The organism is Pseudomonas sp. UMAB-08 (genome assembly GCF_900095225.1).
GTDB lineage: Bacteria > Pseudomonadota > Gammaproteobacteria > Pseudomonadales > Pseudomonadaceae > Aquipseudomonas.
This window is the reverse complement of the sequence record NZ_LT607415.1, coordinates 123251-139698: the sequence shown is the minus strand read 5'-3', so window position 1 is coordinate 139698 and position 16448 is coordinate 123251. Positions and strand designations below refer to the sequence as shown.

Below are 16448 nucleotides of genomic sequence, written 5' to 3'. Positions count from 1 at the left end.
GCCGGCCGCTCAAAAGTGGTCAAACGGCTTCAGACGCTTGATAACACCACGCATTCCCATAGCAAAGGGGCCACTAAAGCGCCATTTCCCTTGCTGTACAAGGCCTGCACGCTAGGCATCCACCAGCGCCATCGCTTCCTCCACGTCCACCGCAACCAAACGCGAGCACCCAGGCTCGTGCATGGTTACACCCATCAACTGGTCCGCCATCTCCATGGCAATTTTGTTGTGGGTGATGTAGATAAACTGCACCGTCTGCGACATATCCTTCACGAGTCGGGCGTAACGTCCTACGTTAGCGTCATCCAGCGGTGCGTCAACCTCGTCGAGCATGCAAAACGGCGCCGGGTTCAACTTGAAAATGGCAAAAACCAGCGCCAAGGCAGTCAGGGCTTTTTCACCACCGGACAGCAAATGAATGGTGCTGTTCTTCTTGCCAGGTGGCCGCGCCATGATAGTCACACCTGTATCGAGTAAATCTTCGCCCGTCAGTTCCAAATAAGCGCTGCCCCCACCGAAAACTTTTGGGAAAAGTGCCTGTAAACCGCTATTTATCTGATCAAAGGTCTCTTTGAAACGATTACGCGTTTCCTTATCAATCTTGCGAATGACGTTTTCCAGGGTATCCAGCGCTTCGACCAAATCGGCATTCTGCGCATCCAGATAACGTTTACGCTCGGATTGTTGCTGGTATTCGTCGATGGCCGCGAGATTGATCGCACCGAGGCGTTGAATGCGCTGGGCGATGCGCTCCAATTCTTCTTCCGCGTCTTTTTCATTGGCCTCGCTGGTCAGCGTAGCCAACACGCCATGCAGGTCGTAGCCGTCTTCGAGCAATTGGTCCTGCAGGGTTTTGCGCCGCACCGTGAGCGCCTGCCATTCCATGCGCTGTTGCTCGAGCTGGCCGCGCACCAGTTGCGATTGCTGCTCGGCCTGGGTACGGCGTTTTTCAGCATCGCGCAGTTCGCGGTCGGCGTCTTCCAGCGCCATTTTTGCCAGACGCATCTCGTCGTCGACAGCCATGCGTTTTTCCAGCAACTCTTCGAGCTTTAGGCGCAGTTCTTCGAGCGGTGCCTCGCCCTCTTCCAGATTAAGGCTCAGTTGCTCGCGTTTTTCGTTCAGACGCTCGGATTGCAACTCCAGCCGCTCAAGGGCCTGACGGGTGGAATCGTGCTGCGCCTTGAGCGAGCCCAGACGCACCGCCAATTGATGGGCGTGGTCCTTATGCTGACGGGCTTCCTGACGCACCCGGTCGAGGCGCTCGCGCAGGCTGTCACGCTGAGCCAGGAGCAATTCACGCTGTTCGGTGTCGATGGCCATGCTGTCCAGCGCGTCCTGCAATTGCAGGCGGGACTCGCCGAGTTGTTCGTGTTCGATGGCACGTTGCTCGCCCAGTTCGCCCAGTTCTTCGTCCAGACGCGTGCGGCGCAAGGTCAATTGTTCGACCTTGGCCTTGCCAGCAGACAGCTGCGCCTTGAGTTCGCCTTGCTGACGCGCTTCATCCTGCAAGCGTCGACGCAGTTGCTCACGGGCGTCTTCCTGCTGCAACTGCTGCTCGCGCAGGGTGACAAGCTGCTCTTCAAGGGCGCCCAGGGTGGCTTCGCGCTCCTCACGCTCCAGCCCTAGGCGTTGCAGCTCCTGACCGCGAGCGAGTACCCCGCTTTCTGCCTCACTGGCGCGGCGCACCCTTAGAAAGTGCCGACCGACCCAGTAACCGTCGCGGCTGATCAGGCTCTGCCCTGCCCCGAGCTGACTGCGCATGGCCAAAGCGTCTTCAAGACTGTCGACCGGCTTGACCTTACCCAGCCACGCCGATAGATCGACGGACGCTTCAACCTTGTCCAGCAAACTGCCAGGGATTCGTGTCACGTCGGCCGACGGACTGAGCAAGCGCAGGTCGCCCTGTTCGAAACCGGCCAGATCCAGTCCGGCGAAATCATCCACCAATACCGCTTGCAGGTCGGCACCGAGTACGGTTTCCACGGCCAACTCCCAACCCGCCTCGACCCGCAGCCCTTCAGCCAGTCGCGGACGCTCGGTCAGTTGTTGTTCGCGCAGCCACTCGGCAGTGCCGGTGCCCGGATCGAGCGCGGCTTGTTGCAGGGCTTCCAGCGAGGCCAGCCGACCATTCAGGCGTTGCAGATCGCCCTGGGCTTGCTGTTGTGCCTGATTGGCTTGATGCAGCTCGCCACGCAGTTGTTCCAGGCGCTCGACCAACTGTTCTTCGCTGGCGTGCAGCTCTTCCAGGGTCATTTCGCGGGTGGCGAGTTCTTCGCTGAGCTCGAGAATCGCCGCGTCTTCCGGGTCTGCGGCGAGCAACTGTCGCTCTTCGCCCAAACGCCGTTGCCGTTCGCCCAATCGCTCCATGCTGCTTTCCAGCTGCTGAATGCGCGACTGCTGCACTTCGGCCTGACGCCGTGGTTCGGCAGAGTCCAGATTGAAAGCGTCCCACTTTTCCTGCCAGCCGTGCATGGTGCTTTCGGAGTCCTCCAATGCTGCGGCGGACTCTTCGGCGGCTGCGCTGGTGATTTCCTGTTCGGGCTCGAGCATTTCCAGCTCTTCGCCTAACGTCGCCAGCAAGGTGCGGTCGTGGCCAAGATGCGACTCGGTCTCCAGTCGCGCGCGTTCCGACTCGCGCAGGTCGTCCTGCAACTGGCGCAAACGCTGCTGGCCGTGCTGGATACTTTGCTCGACCCTGGCAATGTCGCCGCCCACGGAATAGAAGCGGCCCTGCACCAGATTGAAGCGCTCGGACAGGTCGTGATGACCATCGCGCAGACGCTCAATGCTGGCGTCTGCATTGCGCTGCTCAGCGACCAGCGCTTCGAAACCGACTTCCTGATTACCGATCACTGCTTCGCGCTGGCCGACTTGTTCATTCAACGCCTGCCAGCGCAGGGCCGACAGTTGTGCCTTGAGTTGACGCTCTTCGCCTTTGTATTCCTGGTACTTCTCGGCCGCCTGCGCCTGCCGGTGCAAACGGTCGAGCTGGCGTTCCAGTTCGTCGCGCAGGTCGGTCAGGCGGGCCAGGTTTTCATGGGTGCGGCGGATACGGTTTTCAGTCTCGCGGCGACGCTCTTTGTACTTGGAGATGCCGGCGGCTTCTTCGATAAAGTTACGCAGCTCTTCAGGCTTGGACTCGATCAGTTTGGAGATCATCCCCTGCTCGATGATCGAATAGCTGCGCGGGCCCAAGCCTGTGCCGAGGAAGATGTCGGTGATGTCACGACGACGGCATTTGGTGCCGTTGAGGAAGTACGTGTTCTGGCTGTCGCGGGTGACTTTGCGACGAATAGAGATTTCCGCGTAGCTGGCGTATTCGCCCACCAGGGTGCCATCGGAGTTGTCGAATACCAGCTCAATGCTGGCCTGACTGACTGGCTTGCGGCTGGTGGAGCCGTTGAAGATGACGTCGGTCATCGACTCACCGCGCAGGTTCTTCGCCGAACTTTCGCCCATCACCCAGCGCACGGCGTCGATGATGTTGGATTTTCCGCAGCCGTTGGGGCCTACCACCGCCGCCATGTTGCTCGGGAAGTTGACGGTGGTCGGGTCCACGAAGGATTTGAACCCGGCCAGCCTGATGCACTTGAGCCGCATAGGGTTAGCCTGCAGCCAGGGCGGACAGTACCAACTTGCAACTGCGCTCGGCATAGCTGCCCAGGACGCTACGAATCTGCGTTTGGTCGCGCGCCACCACCGCGTCGAGCAGTTGCGCGAACAGGGTCAGGTACTCGCTCATTTCCGCCTTGCGTTGGTCCAGCGCCAGGTAATAGTTACGGCTCATGGACGGCTGCAGGTTTTCGACGGTTTCTTGCAGGTATGGGTTATTGGCGAAAGGATAGGCCGCGCGCATCACGTTGAAGCTCTCTTCAACAAACATTTTCACGTCCTGACGCTCGTAGCTGGCGGTCAGGCGCTGCTGAACCTGCAAAAACGGCGCAAGATCAGCATGCGTTTCCCAACGATTGGCCACGGCATTGGCAAGCAGGATGTACAGCTCGCTCATCAGCGCGCACAGGCTTTCAACGTTGTGCGCGTTGAGTTCGGTCACTTGGGCGCCACGACGCGGCAGGATCACGATCAGGTGGCGGCGTTCAAGAATCAACAAGGCTTCACGCACCGAACCACGACTGACACTCAATGCTTGAGTGACTTTTTGCTCTTGAATGCGCTCACCTGGCTTGAGTTCGCCACGAATGATCCGTTCTGCGAGGTGGTGAGCGATTTGCTCGGCGAGGCTATCCGGCGCCTTGAACGTCATGGTTTTCCTTCAACTTCGGCTAAATCATACAAGCCGCGCAGTGTATCGCAATGGGCAGCCATGGCGCAGGGCCATGGGGGTTGAATCTGGCACGAAATAAGCAATTCTTTGAGCTCTGTCCGACGATTTTGTTACCAATCGGACACACCGTTAATCGGCAAAACCGGAGAAATCAATATTTCCTGACTTAAAGGTCAGAACATTATTGACCGAAAAGTCAGAGCTGATAAATTCAGCTCATGTGCCGATTAAAAAAATAACGTGCAGAGGGGGCCTTCCGTGATCCAATTCTTACTCAATCAGGTGCTGCGCACCGAGCACGCCCTGGACCCTAATCTGACGGTGCTCAATTATCTGCGCGAACATCTGGGTAAGCCCGGGACTAAAGAGGGCTGTGCCAGCGGCGATTGTGGCGCCTGCACCGTGGTGATCGGCGAATTGAGCACCGATAACGATGGCGCCGAGCACCTGCGTTATCGCAGCCTCAATGCCTGCCTGACGTTCGTCGCCTCGCTGCACGGCAAACAATTGATTTGCGTCGAAGACCTCAAGCATCAAGGCCAACTGCACAGCGTGCAAAAAGCCATGGTCGAGTGTCACGGTTCGCAATGTGGTTTCTGCACACCCGGTTTTGTCATGTCGCTGTTCGCGCTGCAGAAGAACAGCAACGAAGCCAACGCCCATCAAGCGCACGAAGCATTGGCCGGCAATCTGTGCCGCTGCACGGGTTATCGCCCGATTCTTGCCGCCGCCGAGCAAGCCTGCACTCAACGCGAGCCAGACCAGTTCGATCAGCGCCAGGCAGAGACCATCGCCCGTTTGCGGGCCATCGCACCAAAAGAAACCGGCGAACTCAACAGCGGCGACAAGCGCTGCCTGATACCGCTGACTGTCAGCGACCTGGCGGATCTGTATGACGCCTATCCGCAAGCGCGCCTGCTGGCGGGCGGCACCGATCTGGCACTGGAAGTCACTCAATTCCATCGCCCGCTGCCGGTGATGATCTACGTCGGCAACATCGCCGAAATGAAACGCATCGAGCACTTCGAGGACCGCCTGGAGATCGGCGCCGCCACCTCGTTGACTGATTGCTACGCAGCACTGACCGCTGAATACCCGGACTTCGGCGAGCTGCTTCAGCGCTTCGCCTCCTTGCAGATCCGCAATCAGGGCACCTTGGGCGGCAACATCGGCAACGCCTCGCCCATCGGCGATTCCCCGCCTCTGCTGATCGCCCTCGGTGCGCAGATTATCCTGTGCAAAGGCGACATCCGCCGCACCCTCGCGTTGGAAGACTACTTCATCGACTACCGGGTGACGGCACGTCAGGAAAGCGAGTTCATCGAAAAAATCATCGTGCCCAAGGCCAACGCCAGACAGGCGTTCCGCGCCTATAAGGTGTCGAAACGGCTGGATGACGATATTTCTGCGGTGTGCGCGGCCTTCCGCCTGCACATCGAGAATGGCGTCATTGTCGATGCACGCGTTGCGTTCGGCGGCATGGCGGCGATCCCGAAACGGGCCGCTGCCTGTGAACACGCGCTGATCGGTGCGCCTTGGACCTCGGCCACCGTGGAACGCGCCTGCGCGGCCCTGGCCGAGGATTTCACCCCGTTGTCAGACTTTCGCGCGAGCAAGGAATACCGCCTGCTGAGTGCGCAAAACCTGCTGCGCAAATATTTCATCGAGCTGCAAACGCCTCACATTGAAACGCGGGTGACCTCTTATGTCTGACCATGCCCCGGACCCTACCTTGGAAGACAGCCAGGCCGAGATGGCCGCACTGTTTCAGCAGGACCTGACCACAGGCGTGGGTCGTAGCGTCAAGCACGACAGCGCCGACAAGCATGTGTCCGGCGAGGCGGTGTACATCGATGACCGCCTGGAATTCCCTAATCAATTGCACGTGTATGCACGCCTGTCCGACCGCGCACGCGCGCGGATCATCAGCGTCGACACATCACCGTGCTATGCCTTTGAAGGCGTGCGTATCGCCATCACCCATGAGGACATTCCGGGCCTCAAGGACATTGGTCCATTGCTGCCGGGCGATCCGTTGCTGGCCATCGATATCGTCGAATTTGTCGGCCAACCGGTGATCGCGGTTGCCGCACGGGATATGGAAACCGCACGCAAAGCAGCAATGGCCGCGATCATCGAATACGAGGACCTCGAGCCCGTTCTGGACGTGGTGGAGGCCTTGCGCAAAAAACATTTCGTCTTCGACAGCCATACTCATCAACGCGGTGATTCGACCGGTGCTCTCGCCAGTGCGCCGCATCGCCTGCAGGGCAACTTGCACATCGGCGGGCAGGAACACTTCTATCTGGAAACCCAGGTCTCGTCGGTGATGCCCACCGAAGACGGGGGCATGATTGTCTATTGCTCGACGCAGAACCCCACCGAAGTACAAAAGCTGGTGGCGGAAGTACTCGGCGTGTCTATGAACAAAATCGTGGTCGATATGCGCCGCATGGGCGGTGGGTTTGGCGGCAAGGAAACCCAGGCGGCAAGCCCTGCGTGCCTGTGCGCGGTGATCGCCGTATTGACCGGACAGCCGACCAAAATGCGTCTGCCCCGGGTCGAAGACATGCTGATGACCGGCAAGCGCCATCCCTTCTATATCGAGTACGACGTCGGCTTCGATGACAGCGGACGCCTGCACGGGATTCAGCTGGAGCTGGCTGGCAACTGCGGCTGTTCGCCAGACCTGTCCAACGCCATCGTTGACCGGGCGATGTTCCATGCCGATAACGCGTACTACCTGGGCGATGCCACCATCAATGGCCATCGTTGCAAGACCAATATCGCTTCGAACACTGCCTATCGCGGCTTCGGCGGCCCGCAAGGCATGGTCGCGATCGAAGAAGTGATGGACACCATCGCCCGTCACTTGGGCAAAGACCCGCTGGACGTGCGCAAAGCCAACTACTACGGCAAGACCGAGCGCAACGTTACCCATTACTACCAGACGGTCGAGCACAACATGCTCGAAGAAATGACCGCTGAACTGGAAGCCAGCAGCCAGTACGCAGAACGGCGAAAATCGATTCGTGCCTACAACGCACACAGCCCGGTGCTGAAAAAAGGTCTGGCGCTGACCCCGGTGAAATTCGGCATTTCCTTCACCGCCAGCTTCCTCAACCAAGCCGGTGCGCTGATCCATATCTACACCGATGGCAGCATCCACCTGAACCATGGCGGCACCGAGATGGGCCAGGGCCTGAACATCAAGGTTGCGCAGGTGGTGGCCGAGGTGTTCCAGGTTGATATCGACCGGATCCAGATCACTGCGACCAATACCGACAAAGTGCCGAACACCTCGCCAACAGCCGCCTCCAGCGGTGCCGACCTGAATGGCAAAGCTGCGCAGAACGCCGCTGAAATCCTCAAACAACGGCTGGTGGAATTCGCTGCACGGCAGTACAAGGTCAGCGAAGATCAGGTGCAGTTTCGCAATGGCCACGTGCGGGTTGGCGAGCAGATTCTGTCGTTCGAATCCCTGGCGCAACAGGCATGGATCGGCCAGGTATCGCTGTCGAGCACCGGCTATTACAAAACACCTAAAATCTATTACGACCGCAGCCAGGCGCGGGGTCATCCGTTCTACTACTTCGCTTACGGCGTGGCCTGCGTTGAAGTGGTGATCGATACCCTGACCGGCGAATACAAGATGCTGCGCACCGATATTCTGCATGACGTGGGCGCCTCGCTGAACCCGGCCATCGATATGGGCCAGGTCGAAGGCGGCTTCATTCAGGGCATGGGCTGGCTGACCATGGAAGAGTTGGTGTGGAATGCCAAAGGCAAATTGATGACCAACGGCCCGGCCAGTTACAAAATTCCAGCGGTCGCCGACATGCCCCTGGACCTGCGGATCAAGCTGGTGGAGAACCGCAAAAACCCGGAAGACACGGTGTTCCATTCCAAGGCTGTGGGCGAGCCGCCGTTCATGCTCGGCATCGCCGCCTGGTGCGCGATCAAGGACGCCGTTGCCAGCCTTGGCGACTATCGACATCAACCGAAGATCGACGCACCCGCGACCCCGGAACGCGTGTTGTGGGGGTGCGAGCAAATGCGCACGTTGCATAGCGCGACGGCGGCGACCGAGCGCGACCCCGGGCTGATCGCGGGCAAGCCCGCGCCTACAAGAGCTTAGGAGACCGCACATGAACAACTGGATCAGCGCTCTCGCCGAGCTGCAAAACCAGGGCGAACCCTGCGTGCTGGTGACCATCATCGACGAGCGCGGCTCGTCGCCGCGCAATGCCGGTTCGAAGATGGTCGTCACTGCCGAGCGGATCTTTGACACCGTCGGTGGCGGGCACCTGGAATACAAAGCGATGCAGATCGCCCGCGAGATGCTCGCCAGCGGCATTCAAGGCACGCGCCTGGAGCGCTTCAGCCTGGGCGCCAGCCTGGGCCAGTGCTGCGGTGGGATGAACGTCTTGCTGTTCGAGCCCATGGGCCAGCCTCAGGCGCATATTGCGGTATTCGGTGCCGGGCATGTCGGCCGGGCGCTGGTGCCGCTGCTCGCCAGCCTGCCCTGTCGGGTGCGCTGGATCGATTCGCGGGAGCATGAGTTCCCCGCGCTGATCCCGGAGGGCGTCACACGGATCGTCAACGAAGAGCCTGTGGATGAAGTCGAGCAATTACCCGCCGGCAGTTATTGCATCGTCATGACCCACAACCATCAGCTGGATCTGGAGCTGACCGCTGCCATTCTCACGCGCAATGATTTCACTTATTTCGGCTTGATCGGTTCGAAGACCAAACGGGTCAAGTTCGAGCACCGTCTGCGTGAGCGCGGTTTCGATGCGGCGCTGCTGCAACGCATGCGTTGCCCGATGGGCCTGGCCGAGGTCAAAGGCAAATTGCCCATCGAGATCGCCGTGTCCATTGCCGCTGAAGTGATCGCCACCTACAACGCCAGCTTCGGCCAACACAGCAGCAATGCCGAACCTGTTGCACACCTGTTGCCGGTTTCACGCCGCAGCCAAGCTCAATGAGACTTCTATGACGTCTGCATCTGCAAGAACCGGTAGCCACACCGCCACGAAAGCCTACCGCGCCGCCATCCTGCACAGCATCGCCGACCCCGCCGAGGTGGTGATCGAGGCGTCCTATGAGTATTTCGAAGACGGTTTGCTGGTAGTCGACAATGGCAAGATTATCGCCCTTGGGCATGCCGCGGACCTGCTGGGCCAGCTCGGTGCAGATGTCGAGATGACCGAATACCCTGACGCGCTGATCACGCCCGGCTTCATCGACACGCACATCCATTTGCCACAAACCGGTATGGTCGGTTCCTATGGAGAACAACTGCTGGATTGGCTGAACACCTACACCTTCCCGTGCGAGAAACAGTTCGCTGATCCAGCCCATGCAGCTGAAGTCTCGGACATTTTCCTTAAAGAATTACTGCGTAACGGCACGACCACCGCGCTGGTGTTCGGCAGTGTGCACAAAGCGTCGGTTGAGGCGTTTTTCACAGCAGCCGAAAAGCTCAATCTGCGCATGATTGCCGGCAAGGTGATGATGGATCGCAATGCGCCGGACTACCTGACCGACACCGCCGAATCGAGCTACGTCGACAGCAAGGCGTTGATCGAGCGCTGGCATGGCAAAGGGCGCCTGCACTACGCGGTGACCCCACGTTTCGCGCCGACCAGCACCCCGAAACAGCTGGCATTGGCCGGGCAGTTGCTCAGCGAATACCCTGACGTGTACCTGCAGACTCACATCAGCGAGAACCTGAAAGAAATCGAATGGATCAAGGTGCTATTCCCTGAGCGCAACAATTATCTGGACGTTTACGACCACTTCAAGCTGCTCGGCGAGCGCTCGGTATTCGCCCACGGCGTGCACCTGTGTGACGACGAATGCCAGCGGTTGGCAGAGACCGGTTCGGCCGTGGCGTTCTGCCCGACGTCGAACCTGTTTCTGGGCAGCGGCCTGTTCAATCTGCCGATGGCCGAGAAGCACACACTCAACGTAGGCCTGGGCACTGACGTCGGCGCAGGCACCAGCTTCTCGATCCTGCAAACGCTGAACGAAGCCTACAAAGTGATGCAGTTGCAGGGGGCGAAGCTGAGCCCGTTCAAGTCACTGTACCTGGCGACATTGGGCGGCGCGCGAGCACTGCGCCTGGAAGACAAGATTGGCAGCTTGCACCCTGGCAATGAGGCTGACTTCCTGGTCCTCGACTACAACGCCACCCCGCTGCTCTCCTACCGCCTGAAACAGACCAAGGATATCGAAGAGACGTTATTTGTACTGACCACGCTGGGGGACGATCGCGCGGTACTGGAGACCTACTCGGCGGGGCAGTTGGTGCATCGGCGATCTTGAAGTCCCGCTGCTTAAACCGCCGGACTGCGCCCCGGCTTTTTCTTGCTTTGCAGCAGGTGCGAGAACACTGCGTGCAGGTCGTCTGAGGCGCTCTCTTCGTCGAGGTTGAGCTTGCTGTCGATGTGATCCATGTGACGCATCATCAGGCTCACGGCCAACTCGGTGTTACGCGCCTCGATGGCGTCGATCAACTGGGTGTGTTCATCATAGGAGCAGTGCGAACGGTTGCCGTTTTCGTACTGAGCGATGATCAACGATGTCTGGGAAACGAGGCTGCGCTGGAAGCTGATCAGCGGCGCGTTCTGCGCAACCACCGCCAGCGTGAGGTGAAACTCGCCCGACAAGCGAATCCCGGCACCCCGGTCTCCACGTGAAAAACTGTCGCGCTCATCACTGACCATTTGCCGCAATTGGGCAAGCTGCTCAGGCGTGGCGTGTTCGACCGCCAACTCAGTGATCGCTTTTTCCACCATGCGTCTGGCAAAAAATACCTGCCGCGCCTCCTCGACGCTCGGGCTGGCAACCACCGCGCCACGGTTGGGCCGCAGCAACACAACCCCTTCGTGGGCCAGGCGTGACAAGGCACGACGAATGATCGTGCGGCTGACGCCGAAAATCTCCCCGAGAGCCTCCTCGCTCAGCTTCGTACCGGGGGCCAGACGCTGTTCGAGAATCGCCTCGAAAATATGCGCGTAGACCCTGTCGTCCTGCGTGCCGACACGGCCGGCCTTGACGGTTCGCGGCTGTTTCTTGAGGGGCTGCAACTGTTCGTTCATGGGCGCTCGTGTGCAAGTCACAGATAAAGTACCGACACATTGTACACAGTGCATGGGGGGTGAATAGGTACGGTCTTATCGACAGCTTTACGCACACAACATCGAACACATTACGTACAACTCTAAAAACATTACTTTGTTTTTTTGTACACAAAATCACGAGTTCACTTCTTGCCAGGCGCTGACCTGGCGGTTAAACAAACCGACAGTTCAGCGCGTTATGGCGAAGCAAACCCGGCCAATGCGTTCCCACAAAAGCGTATTGAACATCAGCCGCCGTCAAATATCATCGGCGACCCTGACAACAAACAATTGTGTTCTAACACCCGACACCCGGGTGGTGTTTGTCCCGCCCACCAGCCTGATCAGACGCCCCTGCTCCCGGGCGGCCGCGATTCTTGTCGCTACCGACGTACCGGCATAGCGGTCCAAAAAGGCATCAAGCCACGTGCTGGACAGCGGAAATCCCAACGGTAGAGGTTGTAGCTCATGCGCCACCTGACTGTTGTGGACTCGCCGCACACTCATCATGTACAGCTGATCCAGTCCGGGCCGCTGAAACGTCAACGTGGGCGTGAAGTGCATCAAATCCCCGCCGGGTAATAGCTCGTAACCGCTCGACGTCAACTGGCGGGTCATCAACTGACTCAGTTCCTGGACATTCATCGCATCCGCCCCCCCTCTAAGCTTTGCCAGGTCTGACGGATCCCCAGGCAGGAAGTCCAGCCGATGAAACGTGTCGAGCGAACTTTCATAGCTGATGTTCATGCTTTGATAGGTGCTGCCTGTAGGCCTTGTCCCATCAAGCATGGCCAGCGGATCGTTGAGTTTTGCCAATGGCGCAGCGTGCCCCTTCCTCCAGGCATTGAGCGTCGCTTTCATATTTATCAACCGGGTGGCAGTCATGCTCAGGCCGGCACTGTCGGCCAACTCGTAAAGCTTCTCCGCCAGTACTCGCTGGGAGATGGGGGTAAATGCCGGGCGAATATCAGCAATGAGGCTCTGGATTTTTTTCGAAAACAAAGGCCCGTGAACGGTCCATTGGCCTGCCTTGAAAGACGCCATCACAGGTTGATCGAACGGGTTGATCCTGATGGCCTCATTCAACTCTGCGAAGCTGCCTCTGGAGCTCCCCGCTGCTGGGTTGCGCAGAAATACGATGCTCGGGTTTTGTGTCGAACCGGCAGGCAGGATATCGAAACATTCGCGGCCCATGACAACGACTTCGCGCTCAGGCGCACCGGTCACCCGGAAGATCGGCGGCTGTTGCCCAATGGGCTCCAGCACAGTCAGCTCGTCCAGCTCCAGGCCCCAGCCTTTCCAATTGTCTGCTGGCACAGCGATGCTCCGGCTGGTGCCCGGAACCGGCTGCGGCGGCTGGCGATTGGTTTCGCTGGTTGAGGGGGCTGGTTGCTTGCGTTTGTTTGCAACGGGAATGGGCAGGGGCGCGACCGTCTGACCTTGTGGTTGGCGTCGATGGGCCTCTGCCCAGCCTGGAACTGCTCTGTGGCTTTGGTAATGTACGGCCACGTCCAGTTCAAGCCGTCGTTGTTGATCGACGGGAAACGCAAACTGATCAAGCAACTCGCGCGCCTGCTTGCGCGTAAAGCTGCCATCGGGATGGGCATCGCTAATCAGCGTCTCGGCGATACTCGATTTCACCCCGCCCTTGAGGCCGACATCCGTGTGATAAACCCAGTCCCCCTGTGAGTCGAGACGCACCGGTGGTTCATACCCTTGCCCCGCCGTCTTCTGCAGACGAAGTGACTGCTCGCCTTTGCGCCTGTAGACCTTGTAAAACTTGCCTTGCCGTTGTATCCAGAGCTGCCCGTCTTTCAACACCGCGCCCGCGTTGACCCCGTTCTGTTTGCTTGCTCCGACCGGTGAAACGTCGGCCTCATACCCTTTGAATGACGTGAGCACGTAGCGCTTGCGCGTGACCGAGGGCAACGTGCCCGTCAACCGGGCAGCCTGGCGCAATTTTGTCGCGCGGCGGGCGACCTTGGCGAAGGCGGCAACCGTGGCGACGCCCGGCACCACTGAGAGCAGGATGTCCAGTACGCTCAGGGATGCGCTTGCCGTCAGCACCTCACCCTCGAACGTTCTGCCCTCTCTGAAGGCTGCAACTGCGGAGTGGCCGTCATTCCAGCCATCATGCACGCTGAACAGGGTCCCCAAACCCGGCAGGAACGACAGGATTGCCTTGAAGTACGCCATATATGCCTGGCTTTTACGCAACTCGTGTCCACTGTGGATGTCGGCGTTGCTACGCGCCTCGCGCTTGATATGTGCATGGATCAGCCAGGCACGCGCATCCACCTGCTGAGCCGCTACTTTTAGAAAAAGGGCAGGAGTGAAGGTGATGAAACCGTCGAACCTACGTAGCAACGCTTCTTCGATATAGCGCGTATCAGCCGCCTGGCGCTCCTCTTGAACTGTGCGCGACACCAAGTATTCAATAAGGGCAGGTTTACCAATGAGCCGATTGATCAAGCGCTCCTTGGCCTCTTTTAAACTTCCGGCCTCTATCAGCGAAAACCCGTCAGGCGCTTGAGGCAAATACACCAGGGTGGTCCCTGTCGTCTCGTGATGGATCACGCAGAGACCTGAAAGCGTCGCGCTTTTGGTTTCACCGCTTACCGCATGACCCGGATTGAGAACAACCCAGCTCATTTGCAGTTGGGTTGCGCGCAGGTCCGCATTGGAACGCGCTTGCACAGCCCACTCAAGCACGCGGTAACCATGAACGCTCAAGCGTTTGTTTTGCAGGGCAGCAAAACCTTCCAGCAAAATTTCCAGTTCATAGGGTTTGAGCAGAACGTCGGGCGCGATCAGCTGCGACATCTCCTGACGCGTCTGGAACACGCGGCCCAACAACGCCCGGTACCGATCAGCGATATCGACCAGGGGTAGGGTTCGGGCGATGTAATCGACTGTCAGGCCAACAGCAGCTTCAAGGTCACCGGCGGGCAAATCGATCCTGGCAAAGGTCAGTCGCGCCGCCAGCTCTTCATCCTTGGGATCGATGTTGTAACGAGCCAACTCAGACACGGAGAACCGAACCCGCTCAGCGCTTGCACTCCAGCTGTTGCCATGGCGGAGCACGCCGTACTGCGGATCGATATCGAAATCCCGAGTCGCGCTTTCAGGCAGGTCGATAAAGACCTGATCGGCGTCGACATCGATGCCCAGATCGTCCTTGATCCGAGCCGCGAGCGTCTGGCGGGTGAATGCCTCGAATGATGGCAACACTGCGTCCAGCTGGCTTTCCAGCAAGGCCGCCGCTGCATGGTACGCGCTCAACCGCTGGCCATATTCACGGCGAATATCGACCGGGGCGTGCAGCAGCCATTGCGGCATCTGCTCGACCAATTCACCGGTTCGTTGCTGCTCGGCCACTCGGTCGATGGCCTGGTCCCGCGCATCGTTACGATGGACCTGCAGGTTGTCCGTCAACTCCAGATACAAACGACTCAGCGTGGCCTCCTCGTTGCTGGCGTCATCAAAAAAACGCTGGCCATCGGTGGCCGCGCGAGTCGCTGCTTCAAGGCTTTCAATCTGCACGTGCACGCTGTGGGTCATGGCTGGCGCAGTGATGACACGCGTGATCAATTCCAGAGAACCGGTCTTGGCCTCGTCCATTGCCGCACCTCGCGACAGGGCAGACAGATGCCGCCAGAACGGCGTGTCCAGGCCCGACTGCAAGGTGAACTGCACCTCATCTTTGAGCGCCTGCAACGATGAGAACTTCTGTAGTCCACCGCCTTTCCCCGGCATGAATAACAGTGCGGACTCTTCGGCATCAGGCGTATCGAGCGCCTGCTGCGTGGTAAAAATCAGAACGCCGCTCAAGGCATGAACCGTTTCATCGACAGCAATGCCCAGGTCAGTCACCCGCACTGATTCGGCAAGAGGGTCAAGCGCGCCGAGCGCTTGCTGGATGTGCGTCAGATCGACAGCGCTGATCGAGCCCTCATAGGCCTGAAGCTGCGCTTCACTGAGCAACGCTTGCCCGCGATGCTCGATCAACCCGGCCTCTTTTTCATTGATAAGCTGCGCTGCACTGGCACTCAGGGTGCTCGTGATTGCTTGCATCGACACCGAGGCGGTATGCAAGGCAGCGTGAAAACGGCGGTACTCGGCCAAGGGCTTTACGCGCTCGCCCTCCTCCCCGATCCATGCCTGAATCCGGTTGTCATACCGCGCGACTTTCTCTTCGCACAAGGCGACGAAATACGCGGGCGGCAAGCTGCCAAACGATACGATCCGGCGGTACAGCAAAGCATCGACAGACAGAATGTCTTCGTAATCTTGTGTCAGGAGGTCTGCGGGGGCTTGCGTCATTGAAATCATGGGTCACTCCGGAATTGATTAGACCCGGAAGTGTGCCCAAGCCCGTCTGAGCGCAATGACTACATAAATATTGGTTATCTCTTTTCCAGACGGAAAAGAGCCCGCAACGTGAGCGGGCCAGAGGTAGCGAGGGGAGCTACCCGGCAGCGACTAACTGCCGCGATACGTCGAGTAGCTGTAGGGCGAAATCAACAGGGGCACGTGATAGTGATCCTGCGCGGCATCAATCCCGAACCGCAGAACCACCACATCAAGGAACGGTTGATCAGGCAAATCCACGCCCCGTGCCCGGTAGTAGTCACCGGCATGGAATTGCAATTGGTAGACGCCCGAACGGTAATCATCGCCCTGTAACAAAGGCCCATCGCAGCGGCCATCGGCGTTGGTCACCGCACTGGCAACCCGCTCCAGGCGTTCACCTTCGACCCGGTACAGCTCGATTTTGATAGCGCTACCCGGGCAGCCGTGGGCGGCATCCAATACATGCGTCGTCAATCGTCCCATTGCTCGTCAGCGCCTCGCGCAGTCAATTGGAAGCTCAGTTGGAAGCTCAGACCGCACCCTTGTGGTGCCAGGGTTAAGAGCAGCGATGAGCAATTAAGACATTTACCAAAAAAATTGTACACAATAAATATCGCTTTTTAGAGCGGCATGACGAGGAGTGCATGGAGACACCTGTTTCGGCCAATAATCACGCAATCAAG

The 16448-nt window shown here is 58.9% G+C and carries 9 protein-coding genes; 4 read left to right on the top strand and 5 right to left on the bottom strand.

Features of this window, described 5'->3' with window-relative positions; translation table 11 throughout:
- Window positions 1-111: 111 nt before the first annotated feature.
- Both smc and K0F75_RS03695 read right to left on the bottom strand, forming a co-directional pair.
- The gene (gene smc / locus K0F75_RS03700; RefSeq protein ID WP_219060497.1) at window positions 112-3600 is read right to left on the bottom strand and encodes a chromosome segregation protein SMC; all 3489 of its coding nucleotides are present in this window, start codon (window positions 3598-3600) and stop codon (window positions 112-114) included.
- Between the two features lie 4 nt (window positions 3601-3604).
- Window positions 3605-4264, bottom strand: a complete 660-nt coding sequence (locus K0F75_RS03695) for a GntR family transcriptional regulator (RefSeq protein ID WP_219060496.1) — start codon at window positions 4262-4264, stop codon at window positions 3605-3607.
- A 279-nt stretch (window positions 4265-4543) separates the two neighbouring features.
- On the opposite strand from K0F75_RS03695, the gene xdhA reads away from it, so the two are divergent.
- The 4 genes from xdhA to guaD are packed head-to-tail and all read left to right on the top strand — an operon-like array spanning window position 4544 to window position 10615.
- Window positions 4544-5998, top strand: a complete 1455-nt coding sequence (xdhA, locus tag K0F75_RS03690; protein WP_219060495.1) for a xanthine dehydrogenase small subunit — start codon at window positions 4544-4546, stop codon at window positions 5996-5998.
- On the top strand, window positions 5991-8423 hold the full coding sequence (gene xdhB / locus K0F75_RS03685; RefSeq protein WP_219060494.1) for a xanthine dehydrogenase molybdopterin binding subunit: 2433 nt from the start codon (window positions 5991-5993) through the stop codon (window positions 8421-8423). The genes xdhA and xdhB overlap by 8 nt, the downstream gene beginning before the upstream one ends.
- A 10-nt stretch (window positions 8424-8433) precedes the next feature.
- Window positions 8434-9273, top strand: a complete 840-nt coding sequence (gene xdhC, locus K0F75_RS03680) for a xanthine dehydrogenase accessory protein XdhC (RefSeq protein WP_219060493.1) — start codon at window positions 8434-8436, stop codon at window positions 9271-9273.
- 7 nt (window positions 9274-9280) lie between these two features.
- The gene (gene guaD / locus K0F75_RS03675; RefSeq protein WP_219060492.1) at window positions 9281-10615 is read left to right on the top strand and encodes a guanine deaminase; all 1335 of its coding nucleotides are present in this window, start codon (window positions 9281-9283) and stop codon (window positions 10613-10615) included.
- A gap of 11 nt (window positions 10616-10626) precedes the next feature.
- Here the strand turns inward: guaD and K0F75_RS03670 are convergent, their stop codons facing one another.
- The 3 genes from K0F75_RS03670 to uraH form a co-directional block, all read right to left on the bottom strand.
- A complete protein-coding gene (locus K0F75_RS03670; RefSeq protein ID WP_219060491.1) occupies window positions 10627-11391 on the bottom strand; it encodes a GntR family transcriptional regulator in 765 nt (254 codons plus the stop codon).
- A 279-nt stretch (window positions 11392-11670) separates the two neighbouring features.
- Complete coding sequence (locus K0F75_RS03665) at window positions 11671-15744, bottom strand: dermonecrotic toxin domain-containing protein (RefSeq protein ID WP_219060490.1); 4074 nt, start codon at window positions 15742-15744, stop codon at window positions 11671-11673.
- Window positions 15745-15894: 150 nt separating this feature from the next.
- Window positions 15895-16248: a hydroxyisourate hydrolase gene (gene uraH, locus K0F75_RS03660; protein WP_219060489.1), complete on the bottom strand. Its 354-nt coding sequence runs from the start codon at window positions 16246-16248 to the stop codon at window positions 15895-15897.
- Window positions 16249-16448: the final 200 nt, after the last annotated feature.